Genomic DNA, 17,482 nt, shown 5'->3' on the forward strand with positions numbered 1-17,482 from the left:
TATCTCCCGAGGCAGCCCATGCAAACGACCCACCTGGTCATCCTCGCCCTCTACCTCTTGGTGATGGTCGGGATCGGCCTGTACTTCTCCCGACCCTCCAAGGTCCGCGGCGGCGAGGACTTCCTCTTCGCCGGCCGGAGCCTGTCCACCCCCGTGATGATCGCGACCCTCCTGGTCACCTGGGTCGGATCGGGCACCATCATCGGTGGCGCCAACTTCGCGTACACCCACGGGCCCATCGCCGGGATGGTCTTCTTCGCGGGCACCCCGCTGGGGATCCTCGTCCTGCTGTTCGCCGCCCGCCGGATCCGCCGGGCGGCCCGCCACACCATCCCCGAACTGCTCGAAGCCCGCTTCGGCACCGGCGTGCGCACGGTCGCCGCGATCGTCACCACCGTCGCCTACATCGGTCTGGTCGCCTCGCAGTTCGTCGGCGGCGGCTACGTGATCGCGCTCATCACACCGCTCACCCCGACCCAGGGCGCCCTGCTCACCGCCCTCGTCGTCACCGTCCTGACCGTCACCGGCGGACTGTTCTCCGTCGCCTACACCGACTTCGTCTCGGCCATCCTCGTCCTGGGCGCGCTGGTGGCGTCGGTGCCCCTGGTCCTGATGGTGATCGGCGGCCCGGCCGCCTACTGGGAGGGGCTGCCCGAGGTCGCCACCACCCCGAGCGGAGGCCTGAGCCCGCTCCAGCTCCTCGGCTACTTCCTGCCCCTGTTCCTGCTCCTGCTCGCCGACCAGAACCTCTACCAGCGCCTGGCCGCCGCCAAGGACGAGCGCTCCGCGCGCACCTCCACCCTGGGCATGCTCGGCGCGAGCTTCTTCGTCTTCATCCCCGTGATCCTGCTGGCCACCTCGGCCGCCGTGCTCATGCCCGGGATCAACGGCGACGAGTCCGTGCTGCGCCTGGCCTCCGAAGGTCACGTGCCCACCCTGATCGGCGGACTGCTGCTGGCCGGCGCGGTCGCCTTCGTCATCACGACCGGCTCCTCGTTCATGCTCTCGGCCGCCTCCAACGTCGCCTTCGACCTGTTCGCCAGGTTCGGCGGGAACAAGGTGGGCGACCGGGGCACCCTGGTCGTGCAGCGCCTGTCCATCGTGGCCATCGCCCTCATCGCGATCGCCCTGGGCCTGTACTTCCCGACCGTCCTGGACCTACAGATGTACTCGTACACGGTCTACGGAGCGGCGATCACCCCCGCGGTGCTGGCCGTCCTGTTCTGGAAGCGGGCCACGACCGCCGGGGCGGTGGCCGCCCTGATCGTCGGATCGGCGGTCACCATCGGCTGGGAGCTGGTCGGGGCGCCCGGCGGCTTCAACGGGGTGATCGTGGCGCTGCCCGCCGCCGTGATCGCGCTGGTGGCCGCCAGCCTCCTCACCAAGGCTCCGGACCCGCGCACCCTGGAGGCGGCCGGGGTGGACTGACCCGGACCGTTCCTCCTCGGGCGGGCGTCCCCTTCCATATGAGGGGACGCCCGCCCTCGCGCGTCCCGGTTCACGCGGCCGAGACCGGAACCGGCCACCGCCCCCGCTCCACGAGGGCCCGCGGGTACGAGGACGAGGAAGGGGCGACAGGGCACCGCCGGCGGTGCCGCTTCCCCGAACACGACCCCGTTCACGATGACGAGGAGGCGGCGTGGAAGCCGAGGACAGGGCCCGCAAAGCGGTCGAGTGGACCGTCATCACCAACGTCATGTTCCTTCTCGCCACGGCGAGCGCGACGTTGATCATCGGCCTCACCCCCCTCATCTGGGCGCTGTGGGTCGCCTGGGCGGCCCTGTGCGGCGTCGCCGTGTGGTCCCTGGTCCGGTTCGCCCGCTTCGACAGGAGCCCCTGAGGCCCCGAGCGGAAGGGGCTCAGCCCACGGGGACGGTGGGGACCGCCAGGAACGCCACCACCGGGGTCCCCGCCAGGGAGACCCATCGGATCGCCACCTCCACCGGGCTCTTGCCGGTGTGGAAGGCCACCGGAGAGCGGAACATCCACCACCGCTTGCCCCGGTGCACGAACGGCCAGGCCAGGGGGACGCCGCTCCGGGTCAACCAGTCCCCGAGCACGTGCGTGAGCGCGCCCACCGCCACGGTCAGACCGATCATCCACGCCGCGCCTCCGGGAGCGAACGCCGCCACCACGGCCAGGACGATCGCCACGACCAGGGCCGCCCGCCGCCGTGTGCGCAGCGGCCCCCACCCCTTCAACGAACGGGCGACCGTACCGGCCCCCAACGCCGCCATGGCCAGCACCACCAGCGCCGTCCCGACCGGTTGGAAGAGCGCCACCAGCCAGCCCAGGGCCCCGAACACCAGCACGGCGGGAAGGGTGTGGGTCAGATGCCGATGCCCGCCGTCGCCTCTGCCCTCCCGTTCGGTCGAGGTCGCCGCGTACACCCGCCGGGACAGGGCCCGCAGACCCTCGGAGGTCTTCTCCGAGACGAAGCCGAGGCTGCGCCCGACGGTCGACCCGGGCTCGTCCAGATCGGGGAGGAGGGCGGCGCCCGCGCCGACGGCGGCGCACACCAGGACGTCGGTCCATTCCGTTCCGGCCAGCGCGCCGACGACCGCTCCGGTGAGCAGACCGGTGGCGGCGTGCGAGCTTCCCATCATCGTGGCCTCCGTTAGGGGGAAGGGGGACGGTCCGGACCATCATCCGACGCGCCGGGAGGCCCTGTGAACACGGGGGTGCGGGCTCTGGGCGGTAGGAGTGTCCTTTCCGACGGAAGCGTCATGGAGAGGGCGGAGGGTCCTCCCCGGTCCGAGGCCGGAAGCCGGGCAGGGAGATCCGGCCGGTGGCCAGGTGAAAGGGGGTGGGCATGGGAAGACCGCGCCGAAGCGACAGTCGATGGAGGGCGGCCTTCCACCATGGAGTCCGTGCTCGTGTGCCGGTGAAGAAGACGTACATCGTGTTCCGGTCCGCGTCGGTGTCGCCGTAGTGGAACGAGGGGCCGCAGCCTCCGTCGCCGAACCACGGGGAGGGGTCGACGTCGGTGTCCAACAGCCGTACCGGTGTCCTCGTCCACTCCTCCCGAGAGCCCGAGGGGCGGGGTGAGCGCAGCCACCACAGCCCTTGGGCGGGGAAGTCGGGGGTGCCATGGAGGTTCGTGCCCCGGGCCACGACCATCTCGTAGTGGTCGTCCACCTTGAGGACGGCGTTGTCGAAGTATCCGTCCTCGGTGGAGAACAGCACACGTGGGGTGCTCCACGTGACGCCGTCCGTTCCCTCCACGTACTCCAGTCGGTAGTCGGGCATCTCACCGCGACCGACCTCGTGAGGGGTGGACAGGTACCACATGCGCCAGAGGCCGTCGTCGTAACGGACCAAGGGTTCCATCACGCTGGGACGCTCGTGCGTGCCCACGTGCACCGGCGCCCCGTGCCGTCTCCAACCGTCGGGTGTCCTGGTCAGGAAACCGATGGAGTATCTGCTCTTCCTTCCGGTGACCGAGCGGGAGGACTGTCCCGCGTAGTAGATCCGCTCCTCCTCCGGCCCGCCCTGGACACGGCCGCGCACGTAGGAGGGGGTGTGCATCCCCCGTGAGTCCCACAGACCCTTGGGCGGTGCGGGGGCCACGGGGGCCGCTCGGCGTGGGTTCCCGGGAACGGTGACCAGTGACCACTCGTCGCAGGAGAGCGGGGCTCCCGCGGGGAGGGCCGCGGTGAACAACAGGACCCGAAGACGGGGGGGTGACCCCGCCCAGGAACATCGTCCAGCGGCCGTCGATCCAGTGCACGTCCGGGTCGCTGAGACCCCAGACGTTCCGTATCGGGTGGAGGCCGTCGAACATGTCGAACAGAACGGTCTCTCCCGCCGATCCGGTGGAGCGCCACCGATCCGGCGCGTGGTCTCTCACCATCAGACTCTCTCCAAAACGAGATGTCTCCGATTCGGAGATAATATGATGGGGGCATGGAACGACACAACCCCGGACGGCGGCGGACGGCCGACCACCTCTACGCCTCGGCGCTCTCCCTGGCCAGGACGGGCGAGACCTTCGACCGCCTACGTGGACTCCAAGGCGTGGAGGGGGAGGCGCTCCTCCTGGTCTTGGAGGCGTCCAGGGCCGACGGGCGGAGCGGGGTCACGGAACCGGAACCGATCACCCCGGGACGGCTGGGGCGGGAGCTGCGGCTGCCCTCGGCCTCGGTGACGGCCGTCGTCGACCGGCTGGAGCGGGGCGGTCACCTCCGTCGGGTGCGGGACACCGGAGACCGTAGAAAGGTGCTCCTGCTCCCGACCGAGGAGGCCGAACGCGCTCATACGACCTACTGGGGCGGCCTCGACGAGCGGATCGTCGAGGTCATGGAGCGGTTCTCCCCGGAGGAGTTGTCCATCGTCGACCGTTTCCTGCGAGGGGCGACCGCCGTGACGGAGGGGTACCGGGCCGAGCGCGAGGAACACCCTTGAGGAAGAGGCCTTCCGAGTAGGACCGGGGTGGTGGAGCACACGTGAGGGGCGCGGAAAAACCCCTTGGGCGGGATGACGGTCCCGCGTTAACCTGTGGGCATGCATTTCCAGCTCTATCTGTAACGGCACCGCCGGCCCACCGCGCTCGTCGAGTCATCCGAGTCCGGTGACGGCCCAGGCGACCCCGCCCCATCGAGGGCGCCGTTACCGGCACGCCCACCACCCCGCCACGCGGGTGTCCTCGGCGTGCCCTCAGAGAGGGAACACATGCCCACCGCTCTTCCCGCGCGTTCGCGCGCCCAACTCGTCCTGTCCGGGGTCTCCGTCACCCGGGGCTCCCGACGGGTCCTCTTCGACACCGACCTGACCGTCACCCCCGCCTCCCGCATCGCGATCGTGGGGGAGAACGGTCGGGGCAAGTCCACGCTCCTGCACGTCATGGCCGGAACGCTCGTGCCCGACGAGGGCACCGTCACCCTGGTCGGCACGCTCGGCCTGGCCGAACAGGAGATGTCCACCGAGGACGAGCGCACCGTCGGCCGGGTCGTCGCGGACGCCGTCGCCGACTCCCTGGCGGCGCTCGCCGAACTCGACGCCGCAGGCCTCGCCCTCGGAGCGGGCGAGCCCGGGGCCGACGAACGCTACACCCGCGCACTGGAACGGGCCGAGGCGCTGGAGGCCTGGGACGCCGAACGCAGGATCCAGGTCGCCTTGGAGGCGCTCGGGGCCGAACCCGACCACTCGCGACGGCTGACGGAACTGTCCGTCGGACAGCGCTACCGGGTCGGGCTGGCCTGCCTGCTGGGGTCGGAGGACGACTTCCTGCTGTTGGACGAGCCCACCAACCACCTGGACCGCGCGGGTCTGGACTTCCTCACCGAACGGCTGCGCGGACGCTCCGGAGGGGTGGTCGTGGTCAGCCACGACCGCGCCCTGCTCTCGGACGTGGCCCGCACCGTGGTGGACCTGGACCCGACCGACGACGACCGTCCCCGGGTCCACGGCGGCGGTTACGCCGGCTACCGTCGGGGCCACCGGGCCGAAAGGGAACGCTGGGAACAGGAGTACCTGCGTCAAGAAGCCGAACGGTCCCGGCTCCAAGACCTGCTCAGCGCCGCCCAGAACCGCCTGGTCTCCGGGTGGCGTCCGGAGAAGGGGACGAGCAAGCATCAGCGCGCCACCCGTGCCGGGGGAGTGGTGGCCAACGTCCACCGCCGCCGGGCCGACCTGGAGGCCCACGCCGTCACGATGCCCGAACCACCGCGGCCGTTCCGCTTCCCGGACCTGCCCACCCGGTCGGGCACCACGCTGCTGGTCGCCGAGGAGGTGACCGTGGCCGGCCGTCTGGACGCACCGACCTCGCTCACCCTGCGCGGCGGATCGAGGCTGGTGGTCACCGGCCCCAACGGCGCGGGCAAGTCGACGCTGCTGTCGGTGCTCGCGGGCGACCTGCAACCCTCGAACGGCCGGGTGTACGGATCGTCCGAGGCCCGGGTCGTGGCGCTGCGTCAGGAATCGGCGCCCTCGTCCGAACAGCGGGCCGGAGACCTCTATCGGGCCCACGTGGACCGGCTCGTGTCCCGGGGGAGGCTGCGCCCGGACGAGGTCGTGGGCCTGGCCTCGCTGGGGCTGCTGCGTCCCCGGGAGATCGGCAAGAGGGTCGAGGAGCTCTCCACCGGACAGCGGCGCCGCCTGGACCTGGCGCTGGTGCTGGCCTCGCGCCCGCACGTGCTGCTGTTGGACGAGCCCACCAACCACCTGTCGATCGCGCTGGTCGACGAGATGACCGAGGCCCTGGAGGCGACCGAGGCGGCGGTCGTGGTCTCCACCCACGATCGGGGGCTGTTGCGGGACGTCGAATCCTGGCCGCACCTGTCCCTGGAGGCCGCGCGGAAGATCACGGTGTGAGAGCGGGGCGCCCCGTCGTTCGAGGTCGACGGGGCGCCCCGGCACAGCCGGTCCACGGACGGATCCGGTCTGTCGTCGCCCCCTGCCAGACTCTGTCGCGAACACGGAGACGACGCGATGGGGAGAGGGCCCGGTGACCCTGCGGATCGAACGGCACGAGGTCGACGACAAGGCGATCGCGAAGGCCACGGAGGACTTCACGGATCGGATCGGCGGTGACGTCCGTGCGCAACAGCACAGCGGTCGGGAAGGGTTCGGTTGGAGGATGATCGCCCACGACCTACGGGACTACGCGGCGGCGCGTTCGGTCCGGGCTCCTTCCGCCACGGCCGACATCCGGGCCGCCCTGTACTCGGCGGCCGAGGCGCGCGCGGGCTCGATCACCCTGGACGGGGCGCCCGGCTCGGCGGAGTTCTCGGTGGACCTGACCTACACCCGCACCGGTGTCTTCTACCAGGACTTCGACGGGGACCATGGCTCCGAGCCCCGAGGAGCGCGGCCGGTCCGGGCCGGCGACTGGACCGAGGCGCTCTACCTGTGCGTCCTCGCCGGCCTGCACGAGAACCACGAGAACCCCTTCGTCGGCTTCGCCTCGGACTTCGGAGAGGACGAGGTCCTACAGCGGGCGCTGACCTTCTACCTCTACCCGCACCTGGGCGCCGAGCGGGATCAGTTGGAGAAGTACGTGTGGTCCGCACTGGGACCGCTCCTGGACTCCCTCTCCCTGGACTCCGACGACGACCGTGTCGAGCCGGGGTCGATCGACCATGACCTGCTCTACCTGCGGGCCCTGCTCGCCCGTGACGAACTCGCGTTCTGGTCGACCATGTCCGTGCGTCTGACCTGGCTGCGTGACCACTCCGACGAACGGGACCTCAGGGGGCTGCTCCCGCTGACCGAACTCGCCTTCGCCGCCCTGGCGGTGCGGGTCGAGGGCTGGGACATGCCGTTCGAATCCGACTACCTGCCCCGCCACCTGGTCGAAGGGTTCGGGATCCGGCGTCGCCGGGTGGGCCCCTACGGAAAGGACAAGGACCCCGGGGCCCTGGCGGCGCTCTCGCGTGGGACGTTGACGGTCGAACGTCCCACGGAGGGGTTCTCGACAGAGCGGTCGTTCGAGAAGACGTTCCAATACGAGGACGAGAAGCTCCAGAGGATCCGGAGGCCGCAGATCCTTCGGGGACAGATCCCCCGCGCTCTGGAGTGGGCGAGCGACGGGGAGATCCTCGGGTTCCGCTTCTGTTCGGTCGTGGATCCGGAGGCACGGCATCCGCGTCAGCTCGCCGCCCTCGAACACGCCGCCCAGTACATGGTCGCGCTGTTCGACTGCGCGGCGGCCGAGGACGACACCGTCGACGTGACCATCGGCGAGACGACCGCGCCGATGCGTACCTTCGAGCCGAACTCCCGTGTCACGGGAGGACGGTTGCGGACCTCCCTTCAGTACGCTCTGATGTCCGGTTCGCGAGAGCTCTTGGAGAGGCTGCGCGCGCACATCGGGGCCGAGTACCTGCGCGGGGGCGATGGTCCTTCCGTCTACTCCCACTACAGGGAGGCGTTCCTGGCCTATCTGGGCTCCGAGGTGGATCGACTCCGGTGGCCCGAGGAGGACGTGCCTCCGAATCCGAGGGTCGAGGAGGCGCTGGATCGGGCGCTCGAAGCGCTCACCGCCTATGACGTGCCCGGTCACCCGCCGCCCCCGGTCATCCTGCTCTCCCAGCTGGTGGCGCAGGATCGGGACGGGTTCGACCTGGCCCTGGTCGACGTGTTGGAGGAGCACCGGGACGCTCATGGCATCGGCGAGCGGGCCGAGGACCCCGACGGCCTGATCGACCTCGACGCCCTGGCCCTGGCCTGTCTGGCCCGGGCCAAGGGGTGGTCGGTACGGGTGCGGAGCGACTACCTGCCCCAGGGGGTCCTCGACCGGGCCGCGACCATGTTCGCCTGAGGTCCTAAGCGGTCCGCCGCAGCTCGACGTCGAGCCGGTACATCAGCGCGCTCATCCACCCGCGGCCGTCGGCACGGGCGGGGAAGCGCCGCAGCACTCGTCGGACGATCGGTGAGGCGTGCGCGGTCGCCCAGTGGATCTCCTCGTCGGCGACCGCGTCCGTCCCACCGGTGGCCAGGAGGGATCGGGCGCGGATCCGGTAGGCGGTCGGCGCCAGCAGGTGCTTGGACTGGTGCGGGGTGGCCAGGGCGTGCACGAAGGGGGTGCCCGCCGCCACCCCGATCGAGCGCGCCGCGGCCTCGGCCACCGGATCGTCGGTCTCCTCGGCGCAGGACAGGGCCGCCCAGATGGCCGAACGCAGGTGGGCGGTCCTGGGGCCCCCGGCGTTGTAGGCGCGCAGTTCCTCGAAGGCCTTCCGCGGCCGGGCCTCGTCCGGTGCCCGGGACTCGAAGAGTGCCAGTGCCCGCGCGGCCCCCTCGGCCGCCCAGCGGCCGAGCTCGCGACGTTCGTCGTCGCCCAAGGCGAATTCTCGGGGGTCGTGGTCGTTCATGGGTCCTCCTCCCATAGGGGGAGGACACCCTGTCGTTCCTCCCCTGGTCGAAGGCCGATCGCGCGCCCGGCCCCGTAGACCTCAACGTTATCGTTGAACCACTCGTAGACACTTTTCTCGACCGCTCCTCGATATCTGCTGGAAAAGTCTCAAATCGGGGTCAGGGTGGGGGCTCTCCGAACGCGAAGAGGGGGCGGCGGCCGCGTGTGCGGCCACCGCCCCCTCGGGTCGGATCCGGGTCAGTGCACGGCCGGGGTCGCCGGGGTGCCCTCCTCCTCGGCGGGCGCGGTCGACCTGCGGACCAGGAAGGTCGCGAAGAAGGCCAGGGTCGTGATCACCGCGCCCAGGATGAAGGCGACGTGGATGCCTCCGGCCTCGGCGACGACGGTGTCGGCGCCCTCGGCCGCCCGGCTCGCGGCCACGGCGGACATGACCGCGATGAAGGTCGCGGTGCCCGCGGCGCCCGCCACCTGCTGGACGGTGCCCACCACGGCGCTGCCGTAGGAGTAGAGCCGCTGGGGCAGGGAGCCGAGCGCTCCGGTGAGCAGCGGCGTGAACATCAGGCCCAGGCCCACGCTCAGGACCATGTGCGCGGCGACGATGGCCCCGATCGGGGTCTCGGTGCCGAACTGCGTCATGCTCCACATCACCAGGGTCACCAGGGCGGCGCCCGGGGTGACGAGGGGACGCGGGCCGAACCGGTCGTAGAGGCGGCCGACGAACGGGGCCAACAGACCCATGACCAGACCGCCGGGCAGCAGGGCGAGCCCGGTCGCGAGCGTGTCGTGGCCCAGGACGTTCTGCATGTAGATCGGCAGCAGGATGATCGTGCCGAACAGCGCCATGAAGCTGACCAGCACCAGGCTGATCGAGATCGAGAACTGGCGGGAGCGGAACACCCGCAGGTCCAGCAGGGCCCGGTCCTCGCGCTGGAGCAGGATCTGACGCCACACGAACAGCACCAGGGCCACGACGCCCACGACGATCGCGACCCACGGCGGGATCGGCGCGCTGGAGTCGGCCGCCTTGCCCAGGCTGGAGAAGCCGTAGACCAGGCCGCCGAAGGCGAAGGCGGACAGGATCACCGAGAGCACGTCGATGCGCACCGAGCGCGGCTCGGTGATGTTGCGGATGAAGGCGGCGCCCAGTGCCAGGCCCAGCAGGGCGATCGGCAGGACCAGGCCGAAGAGCCAGCGCCAGTCCAGCATGCTCAGGATGAGCCCGGACAGGGTCGGACCGACGGCGGGCGCCACCGCCATGACGATGGAGATGTTGCCCATGGTCCGGCCGCGGCGGTCGGCGGGGATCAGGTTCAGCACGGTGGTCATGAGCAGCGGCATCATGATCGCCGTACCGGAGGCCTGCACGATCCGGCCCATCAGCAGAACGGTGAAGTTCGGTGCGAGGAAACAGATCAGGGTTCCGAGGCTGAACAGGGTCATCGCGGTGATGAACACCTGTCTGAGGTGGAACCTCTGGAGCAGGAAACCGGTCACGGGGATGACCACGGCCATCACGAGCATGAAGGCGGAGGTCAGCCACTGTCCGGTGGAGACCGAGATGCCCAGGTCGCGGTTGAGGGCGGGCAGGGCCACACCCATGATCGTCTCGTTCAGGATGACGACGAACGCCGAGACCAGGAGAAGCGGAATGACGAGCCGAGTGGCGCGCGCGTCGGCGCCCTCGTCAGTGGTGTTCGGGGTGTTGTTCCTGGTCACGTACTTCCTTGTGCGCTCGTGGGTGGATGAGGATCGACGGATCGGGGGGTGTGCGGCGGCGGGGCCGACTCGTACCCGACAGGAGAGCCAACTGCGCCGGTCAGAGCAGTATTCCGAGGTCGGTGTGGGAAAGAAAAGTGGTTTTTCCGAGGGAAGAAGGGGAAGTCTCGCCCGGTGAGAGGACATGGCGGGGTTTCCTCGGCCGCCATGTCCGTCCGATATGGCCGGGTTGTCCGTCGGGAAGCGGTCTCTACCTGGGGTCCCGTACCGTTCCGGCGAGGGAAGGGGCTTCTCACCCTCCGGTCGGGGAAGACTCACGGCTCGCGTCGGTCCGATGGAGAGGGTGGTGCTCATCTCTCCAGTCGGTGACGCAGTTCGGGCACCCCCGAACCGCTCACCCGGTCCAGGTGGGCGGGGCGTCCGGCCATGAGCATGACGAGCGCGAGCAGCGGCCCCTCCACGGTGGGCAGGTCGGGGTCGTTCGTGGTGAAGCCGGCGTCGGTGGCCCGCAGGAACAGCCCCTTCACCTGGGAGCGGCTGTTCACCGCGAAGTCGCGGGAGGCGAAGAAGCGCGCCACCTCGGCCAGTGCCTCGGGCGCGGGTTCGTACTCCAGCCCCAGGGGGCGCCGGATGTCCTCGCCGTGCACGATGAGCTCCCCGAGCCAGGCGGCGGAGTCCCCCGAGGGCAGGCGCACGGGGTCGCCCCCTTCGGTGCCCAGGGCGGCGAACCGCTCCAGGGTCTCGGTCGGGGTCGAGCGGGCGAAGCGCGCGATCTGTCGGCGATTGTGCACGTCGGGCCGCAGGCCCGCGCGCAGGATGGACACGATCCACCCCAACGCGCCGATGGTCAGGCCCGCGCCCAGGTGGGCGGTCACGTCGTGCACGGTCCAGCCCTCGCAGAGCGATTCCCGTGTCCACTGCTCGTCGGTCAGGTCCCGCAGGTCGGCGACGAGGGCCGCGTGCTCGACGGCGATGGCCCGTCGCGGGTCGGAGGTCTCCATGCGCGCACTCTACGGACCGGTTCGGACAGTTCCGGGAAGGCTCCACGGTCGTCCGCGCCCGGAGCCTCGGATGCGGCGCTCCGAGGGAGGGGATGTGTTGCCCCTCACTCTCCCGGCCTTTAAAATGAATGACAATCATTAACTCGGTGGTCAGGAGCCCTCATGAGCAGTCGCCTCCAGAACTTCGTCGACGGCGCCTTCGTCGACGCCCACGGGCAGGGGACGATCGACATCGTCGACCCCACGAACGGAACCACCGTCGCGGTGTCGCCGATCTCCGACGACGTCGACGTCGACGCCGCCTTCACCGCCGCGCGGGCCGCCTTCGCCTCCTGGCGCGACGTCACCCCGGGGGAGCGCCAGCGTCTGCTTCTCAAGATCGCGGACGCGGTGGAGGCCCACACCGACGAGATCGTCGAGGCGCAGCACCGCGACACCGGCCAGCCTCGATGGATGATCTCCCAGGAGGAGGTCGGCATGGGCGTGGACCACCTGCGCTTCTTCGCCGGCGCCGCCCGCACCCTGGAGGGGCGCGCCGCCGCCGAGTACATGGAGGGCCACACCTCCTACGTCCGTCGCGAGCCCGTCGGGGTCGTCGCCCAGGTCACGCCGTGGAACTATCCGCTGCTCATGGCCGTGTGGAAGATCGGACCGGCGCTGGCGGCGGGCAACTGCATCGTGCTCAAGCCCTCGGACACCACCCCCGAGTCCACCCTGGTCCTGGCCCGCCTGATCGGCGAGATCCTGCCGGCGGGCGTCTTCAACGTCGTCCTGGGCGACGCCGAGACCGGCCGGCTCATGGTGGAGCACCCCGAACCCGCCATGGTCGCCATCACCGGCTCGGTCCGGGCCGGCCGACAGGTCGCGGCCTCGGCCGCCCAGGGGCTCAAGCGCGGCCACCTGGAACTGGGCGGCAAGGCCCCCGCGGTGGTCTTCGCCGACGCCGACCTGGCCGCCACGGCCAAGGCCCTGGTGGAGTTCGGCACGTTCAACGCGGGTCAGGACTGCACCGCCGTCACCCGGGTGCTCGTCGAGGAGAGCGCCCACGACCGGCTGGTGGAGCTGCTGGCCGAGGCGGCGCGCGGCACCCGCACCGGGGACGCCGACGAATCCCGCAACGACTACGGTCCGCTGAACAACGCCCGGCACTTCGCCTCGGTCACCGACAAGCTGAACCGTCTCCCCGAGCACGCCACCGTGGTCACCGGCGGCAAGGCGGTCGAGGGCGACGGCTTCTTCGTGGAGCCCACCGTCATCACCGGAGTCCGCCAGGACGACGAGCTGGTCCAAGAGGAGACCTTCGGGCCGATCCTGACCGTGCAGACCTTCACCTCCGAGAAGGAGGCGGTGGAGCTGGCCAACGGTGTGGACTACGCCTTGGCCGCCAGTGTCTGGACCTCGGATCACGGCGCCGCGATGCGCCTGACCCGCGACCTGGACTTCGGCTGCGTCTGGGTGAACACGCACGTGCTGCTCACGGCCGAGATGCCGCACGGCGGCTTCAAGCACTCGGGCTACGGCAAGGACCTGTCGCTGTACTCGGTGGAGGAGTACACCCGGGTCAAGCACGTCATGCACGCGCTGGAGATCTGACCCGAGGGACGAGGCTCAGGCGGCGTACTTCCGGCGCAGGCCGTCGATCAGGGCGTCGAGCGCGAGCTCGAAGGCCCGGTCGGCGGCGGCCCGGGGGTCGGCCGACCTTTGGGCCGCGAAGCGGGTGAAGGTGGGGGCCAGATCCTCCAGATCGCCCGGATCGAAGATGCCGGCCGGGGCGGAGGCGTCGTAGGCGGCACCGAAGACCAGCGCCTCGACGCCGACGATGATGTCCACCGCGTCCGCGCCGACGATCCCGGCGTCGTTCAGCGCGCGGGTGACGCGTTCGTACATGCGCAGGGTGCGGGGGGAGTCGGCGACCGGCAGGACCGCCATCACCGGGATGAGCGCCGTGTGCTCCATGAAGCACCGCCGGTAGGAATGCGCCCACTGTCGCAGCGCCCGGTCCCAGGGTTCGGTGCCGAACGCGGAGTCGTCGATCCGCTCGTTGACGCGTTCCTGCAACAGGATGAGCACGTCGCGCTTGGAGGAGACGTGGTTGTACAGCGCCGAGGCGGCGACCCCGAGCTCGCGCGCCAGCGCGGCCATGGTCAGGTGTCGGTAGCCCTGTTCGGTCACGATCCTGATCGCGGCCAGGGTGACGCGTTCGCGTGACAGGACCGGCGAGGAGGGTCTGCCCCGGCCTCGTCCGCTGTGCGTTCCCTGGCTCACTGACGCCTGCTTCCTGTGGGGGTGTCGACACGGTTCCCCGACCAGTCTAGGTCGTGCTTTTCGGATCATTCCGCGCTCGCGTGGCCGGGCTTCCTCTCGCGGCGCCGACGTCGCTCGGACAGCCAAACCCGGGCTGACTCTCGCTCGTCGTCTGGCGAGAGATCGCCCGGCGGCCGCTCGCCACGGATCGGCTCCGCCGATGCCCGGCGAAAGCATCCGAAAAACACTCCCTAGAAGCGGCGCGTGCGGGATCGACGACCTGCGCGGCCGACCGACCCGTTCTCGACGTTCGTACTTGACAGGGGCGACGTCGTACCTATTAATGAATGTTGTTCATTTAATTTGTCGAAGGAGCGCACCCATGAGCGGCACACACGTCATCGGCAGCGACGAGGTCCTCGAACGCGATGTCGTGATCGTGGGCGCCGGCCCCGCCGGGCTGATGGCCGCACGCACCCTCCAGGCCGCCGGCCGGACCGTCGCCGTCCTGGAGGCCCGCGACCGGGTGGGCGGACGGACCTGGTCCCGCGAGGTCGACGGGGCCTTCCTGGAACTGGGCGGACAGTGGGTCTCGCCCGACCAGACCGCACTGCTCGGCCTGTTGGACGAGCTCGGGATGAGCACCTATCCGCGCCACCGCGAGGGCGCCAACGTCTACCTGGCCCCCGACGGCTCCCGCCACGAGTACACCGGAGACATGTTCCCGGCGGGGGAGCGGACCGAGAAGGAGATGGCCCGGATCATCGCGACCCTGGACGGCCTGGTCGAGGAGATCGGCGCCGAACGCCCCTGGGACCACCCGCTCGCCCGCGAACTGGACACCGTCACCTTCACCGAGTGGCTGCGCCGCCAGACCGACGACGAGGCCGCCCGGGAGAACATCGGCATCTTCATGGCCGGCGGCATGCTCACCAAACCCGCCCACGCCTTCTCCGCGCTCCAGGCCGTGCTCATGGCCGCCTCGGCCGGATCCTTCTCCCACCTCGTGGACGAGGACTTCATCCTGGACCGCCGTGTGGTCGGAGGCATGCAGTCGGTCTCCCAGACCATGGCGGGCGCCCTGGAGGAGGGCACCGTCCACCTGGAGACCCCGGTCCGGACCATCCGTTGGGGTGGGGAGGGCGTCTCGTCCGAGGAACGCGTCACGGTCGTCTCCGAACGCGTCACCGTTCGGGCCCGCCGGGTGATCGTGGCCGTGCCGCCCACCCTCTATTCGCGGATCTCCTTCGAACCCGCGCTGCCCTGGTTCCAGCAGCAGATGCACCAGCACACCTCGATGGGCCTGGTCATCAAGGTCCACGCGGTCTACGAGCGCCCCTTCTGGCGCGACAAGGGCCTGTCCGGCACCGGTTTCGGTGCCGAGGAGCCCTGTCAGGAGGTCTACGACAACACCAACCACGGGGACACACGCGGCACCCTGGTCGCCTTCGTCTCCGACGAGGTCGCCGACGACCTGCTGCGTCGTCCCGCCGAGGAGCGTCGGGACACGATCCTGCGCTCCCTCGCGAACTACCTGGGGGAGGAGGCGCTGGAGCCCGACGTCTACTTCGAGTCGGACTTCGCCTCCGAGGAATGGACCCGGGGCGCCTACGCCGCCAGCTACGACCTCGGCGGCCTGCACCGCTACGGGGCCGAGCAGCGCTCGCCCGTGGGCCCCATCGGCTGGGCCTGCTCCGACCTGGCGGCCGAGGGCTACCAGCACGTGGACGGCGCGCTGCGTCAGGGCCGTCGGGCGGCAGAGGAGGCCTTGACGGCCCTCACCGACTGACCCGCGCCCTCATGGACCCGGACCGGCCCCGCCCGCACGCGGGGCCGGTCCGTCACGCCTGTGCGGTCGCCGCGAACTCGGCGCGCAGACGCACCACCTCGGCCGGGTCCCAGCCCGGCCCCGGCACGCTGGAGGCCAGCATGCGCGTGTAGGGGTGCTCCGGCTCGCGCAGGACCCGCCGGGTCGGACCGTGCTCGACCGCCCGCCCCCGGTACATGACCAGGACCTCGTCGGTGACCTGCCCGACCACGGCCAGGTCGTGCGAGACGAAGACCAGGGACACCCCGGACTCCTCACGGATCCGGGCCAGCAGCCGCAGGATCTGCGCCTGTACCGACACGTCCAGCGCGGAGACCGCCTCGTCCAGGACGAGCACGGAGGGGCCCGCCGCCAACGCGCGGGCGATCGCCAACCGCTGACGTTGACCGCCGCTGAGCCGGTGCGGCCGTGCCTCCGCCTCCCGGGCGCCCAACCCCACCTGTTCGAGGAGCTCCAGGGCGCGCCGGTCGGCCTCGGCACGCTCCGCCCCGTGCAGCCGCAACACGTGGTGCAGACACTGGGCCGCGGTGAGCCGCCGGTCCAGGGACTCCAGGGGGTTCTGGAAGACCAGCTGGATCTCCCGGGCCCGCCGCAGCCGCGCGGCGCGGCCGCGTTCACGGACCCCTCGGGTCCGACCCGCCACCCGGATCTCCCCGGAGTCGGGCCGTTCCAGGCCCACCAGCATCCGGGCCACGGTGCTCTTGCCGGAGCCGGACTCGCCGACCACGCCCAGGGAGCCGCCGGGCGCCAGTTCGAACGAGACGTCGTCCACCGCCACCAGGTCCGGCACGCCTCGGCCCATGGGGAAGGCCCTGCGCAGTCCGCTCACCGAAAGAGCCGCTTCGTTCCGGTTCATCGTGTCTCCTCGTCCCGGCGGAGGGTGTCCGCCCCTTCGGTTCCGGCGTCGACGGCCTCGGTCACGACGTCCTCCCTCTCCGCCCGCAGACAGGCCACACCGCCGTCGGGCAGCGCGTGCGTGCGCGGTCGCCAGGTCGTACAGGCGTCGATCGCCTCGGGGCAGCGCGGGGCGAACGGACAGCCGTCGAAGGCGGTGGACAACGAGGGCGGCGAGCCGGGGATCGGCTCGGGGGCCAGGTCGGAGTCCAGGCCCGGGTTGCAGGCGATCAACCCTCGCGTATAGGGGTGGCGCGGGTCGGCGAACAGCGCCGACGCCTCACGGGACTCCACCACCCGGCCCGCGTACATCACGTGCACACGGTGACAGTAGGCGGCGGCCAGATGCAGATCGTGGGTGATGAACAGGACGCCCATGCCCCGGCTCTCGCGCAGATCGCGCAGGACCGAGAGCACCTCGGCCTGGGTGGTGGCGTCCAGGGCACTGGTGGCCTCGTCGGCGAGCAGGAGTTCGGGTTCGGTGGCCAGGGCCGCGGCGAGCACGACCCGTTGCAGCATGCCCCCCGACATCTCGTGCGGGTACTGACGGAAACGTTCCTCGGGCCGGTTCAGCCCCACCTCCGTCATGAGGTCCAACGCCTTGGCGCGGGCCTCGGCCTTGGGCGTGCCCAGGGCCAGGATCAGGCGTTCGGTGAGGAAGTCGCCCACGCGCCGGACCGGGTTGAGCACCGAACGCGGGTCCTGGAAGACCATGGACACCCGACGGGAGCGGAGTTCGGTCAGTTCGGCGGGGGAGGCGGCGAGCACGTCGGTCCCGCCGACGCTCGCGCGTCCCCGGACCGAGGCGCCCTCGGGCAGGAGCCGCAGGACGGCGCGGGCCGTCGTGGACTTCCCCGAACCGGACTCCCCGACCAGGCCGACGACCTCCCCGGGTTCCACGGTCAGAGCGACCTCGTCCAGGACGGGCCGGCGCGTCTCGGCGCCGGGCAACGCGACGGTGAGGTTCTCGATATCGAGCAGCACGCG

At 70.8% G+C, this 17,482-nt stretch carries 15 protein-coding genes; 7 read left to right on the forward strand and 8 right to left on the reverse strand.

The genetic code is table 11. The features are described from left to right. The first annotated feature begins 18 nt into the window (after positions 1-18). Positions 19-1,428, forward strand: coding sequence for a sodium:solute symporter family protein (locus tag D451_RS0112735; protein ID WP_017534702.1), 1,410 nt, complete (start codon positions 19-21; stop codon positions 1,426-1,428). A gap of 211 nt (positions 1,429-1,639) precedes the next feature. Further along, a complete protein-coding gene (locus D451_RS0112740; protein ID WP_017534703.1) occupies positions 1,640-1,840 on the forward strand; it encodes a hypothetical protein in 201 nt (66 codons plus the stop codon). Positions 1,841-1,859: 19 nt separating this feature from the next. Here D451_RS0112740 and D451_RS0112745 read toward each other — a convergent pair whose 3' ends face one another. Both D451_RS0112745 and D451_RS26470 read right to left on the reverse strand, forming a co-directional pair. After that, the gene (locus tag D451_RS0112745; RefSeq protein ID WP_014910092.1) at positions 1,860-2,606 is read right to left on the reverse strand and encodes a metal-dependent hydrolase; all 747 of its coding nucleotides are present in this window, start codon (positions 2,604-2,606) and stop codon (positions 1,860-1,862) included. A 118-nt stretch (positions 2,607-2,724) separates the two neighbouring features. Further along, on the reverse strand, positions 2,725-3,528 hold the full coding sequence (locus D451_RS26470; protein WP_017534704.1) for a hypothetical protein: 804 nt from the start codon (positions 3,526-3,528) through the stop codon (positions 2,725-2,727). Positions 3,529-3,906: 378 nt separating this feature from the next. Between D451_RS26470 and D451_RS0112755 the strand changes: the two genes are divergently transcribed. From D451_RS0112755 to D451_RS0112765, 3 genes are all read left to right on the forward strand, one after another. Then, positions 3,907-4,404 (forward strand): MarR family winged helix-turn-helix transcriptional regulator, encoded by a 498-nt coding sequence (locus D451_RS0112755; RefSeq protein ID WP_017534705.1) that lies wholly within the window; start codon positions 3,907-3,909, stop codon positions 4,402-4,404. Between the two features lie 267 nt (positions 4,405-4,671). After that, a complete protein-coding gene (locus D451_RS0112760; protein WP_017534706.1) occupies positions 4,672-6,312 on the forward strand; it encodes an ATP-binding cassette domain-containing protein in 1,641 nt (546 codons plus the stop codon). 133 nt (positions 6,313-6,445) lie between these two features. Then, entirely contained in the window at positions 6,446-8,260 is a 1,815-nt protein-coding gene (locus D451_RS0112765; protein ID WP_017534707.1) for an immunity 49 family protein, read from the forward strand. A gap of 4 nt (positions 8,261-8,264) precedes the next feature. Here D451_RS0112765 and D451_RS0112770 read toward each other — a convergent pair whose 3' ends face one another. The 3 genes from D451_RS0112770 to D451_RS0112780 form a co-directional block, all read right to left on the reverse strand. Next, positions 8,265-8,810, reverse strand: a complete 546-nt coding sequence (locus D451_RS0112770; protein WP_017534708.1) for a putative immunity protein — start codon at positions 8,808-8,810, stop codon at positions 8,265-8,267. Between the two features lie 239 nt (positions 8,811-9,049). After that, positions 9,050-10,528 (reverse strand): MDR family MFS transporter, encoded by a 1,479-nt coding sequence (locus D451_RS0112775; RefSeq protein WP_017534709.1) that lies wholly within the window; start codon positions 10,526-10,528, stop codon positions 9,050-9,052. Positions 10,529-10,878: 350 nt separating this feature from the next. Beyond that, positions 10,879-11,529, reverse strand: a complete 651-nt coding sequence (locus D451_RS0112780; protein WP_017534710.1) for a maleylpyruvate isomerase family mycothiol-dependent enzyme — start codon at positions 11,527-11,529, stop codon at positions 10,879-10,881. 162 nt (positions 11,530-11,691) lie between these two features. On the opposite strand from D451_RS0112780, the gene D451_RS0112785 reads away from it, so the two are divergent. Then, positions 11,692-13,122, forward strand: coding sequence for a gamma-aminobutyraldehyde dehydrogenase (locus tag D451_RS0112785; protein WP_017534711.1), 1,431 nt, complete (start codon positions 11,692-11,694; stop codon positions 13,120-13,122). A gap of 15 nt (positions 13,123-13,137) precedes the next feature. Here D451_RS0112785 and D451_RS0112790 read toward each other — a convergent pair whose 3' ends face one another. Next, positions 13,138-13,794, reverse strand: coding sequence for a TetR/AcrR family transcriptional regulator (locus tag D451_RS0112790; RefSeq protein WP_017534712.1), 657 nt, complete (start codon positions 13,792-13,794; stop codon positions 13,138-13,140). Positions 13,795-14,155: 361 nt separating this feature from the next. Here D451_RS0112790 and D451_RS0112795 point away from each other — a divergent pair, with 361 nt between their 5' ends. Further along, positions 14,156-15,562 carry a flavin monoamine oxidase family protein gene (locus D451_RS0112795; RefSeq protein ID WP_017534713.1) on the forward strand — a complete coding sequence of 469 codons (1,407 nt, stop codon included), beginning with the start codon at positions 14,156-14,158 and terminating at the stop codon, positions 15,560-15,562. A gap of 52 nt (positions 15,563-15,614) precedes the next feature. Here D451_RS0112795 and D451_RS0112800 read toward each other — a convergent pair whose 3' ends face one another. Both D451_RS0112800 and D451_RS26475 read right to left on the reverse strand, forming a co-directional pair. Continuing rightward, positions 15,615-16,457: an ABC transporter ATP-binding protein gene (locus D451_RS0112800; RefSeq protein WP_026125026.1), complete on the reverse strand. Its 843-nt coding sequence runs from the start codon at positions 16,455-16,457 to the stop codon at positions 15,615-15,617. Then, on the reverse strand, positions 16,454-17,479 hold the full coding sequence (locus D451_RS26475; RefSeq protein ID WP_081616075.1) for an ABC transporter ATP-binding protein: 1,026 nt from the start codon (positions 17,477-17,479) through the stop codon (positions 16,454-16,456). The genes D451_RS0112800 and D451_RS26475 overlap by 4 nt, the downstream gene beginning before the upstream one ends. Positions 17,480-17,482: the final 3 nt, after the last annotated feature.

It is taken from the genome of Nocardiopsis alba DSM 43377, from assembly GCF_000341225.1.
GTDB classification, from domain to species: Bacteria; Actinomycetota; Actinomycetes; order Streptosporangiales; family Streptosporangiaceae; genus Nocardiopsis; species Nocardiopsis alba.

Bases quoted from the DNA above. Each gene is read 5' to 3' on its own strand.
- D451_RS0112735 (WP_017534702.1), top strand. From the start codon at position 19: ATGCAAACGACCCACCTGGTCATCCTCGCCCTCTACCTCTTGGTGATG.
- D451_RS0112745 (WP_014910092.1), bottom strand. From the start codon at position 2,606: ATGATGGGAAGCTCGCACGCCGCCACCGGTCTGCTCACCGGAGCGGTC.
- D451_RS26470 (WP_017534704.1), bottom strand. From the start codon at position 3,528: ATGCACACCCCCTCCTACGTGCGCGGCCGTGTCCAGGGCGGGCCGGAG.
- D451_RS0112755 (WP_017534705.1), top strand. From the start codon at position 3,907: ATGGAACGACACAACCCCGGACGGCGGCGGACGGCCGACCACCTCTAC.
- D451_RS0112760 (WP_017534706.1), top strand. From the start codon at position 4,672: ATGCCCACCGCTCTTCCCGCGCGTTCGCGCGCCCAACTCGTCCTGTCC.
- D451_RS0112770 (WP_017534708.1), bottom strand. From the start codon at position 8,810: ATGAACGACCACGACCCCCGAGAATTCGCCTTGGGCGACGACGAACGT.
- D451_RS0112780 (WP_017534710.1), bottom strand. From the start codon at position 11,529: ATGGAGACCTCCGACCCGCGACGGGCCATCGCCGTCGAGCACGCGGCC.
- D451_RS0112785 (WP_017534711.1), top strand. From the start codon at position 11,692: ATGAGCAGTCGCCTCCAGAACTTCGTCGACGGCGCCTTCGTCGACGCC.
- D451_RS0112795 (WP_017534713.1), top strand. From the start codon at position 14,156: ATGAGCGGCACACACGTCATCGGCAGCGACGAGGTCCTCGAACGCGAT.
- D451_RS0112800 (WP_026125026.1), bottom strand. From the start codon at position 16,457: ATGAACCGGAACGAAGCGGCTCTTTCGGTGAGCGGACTGCGCAGGGCC.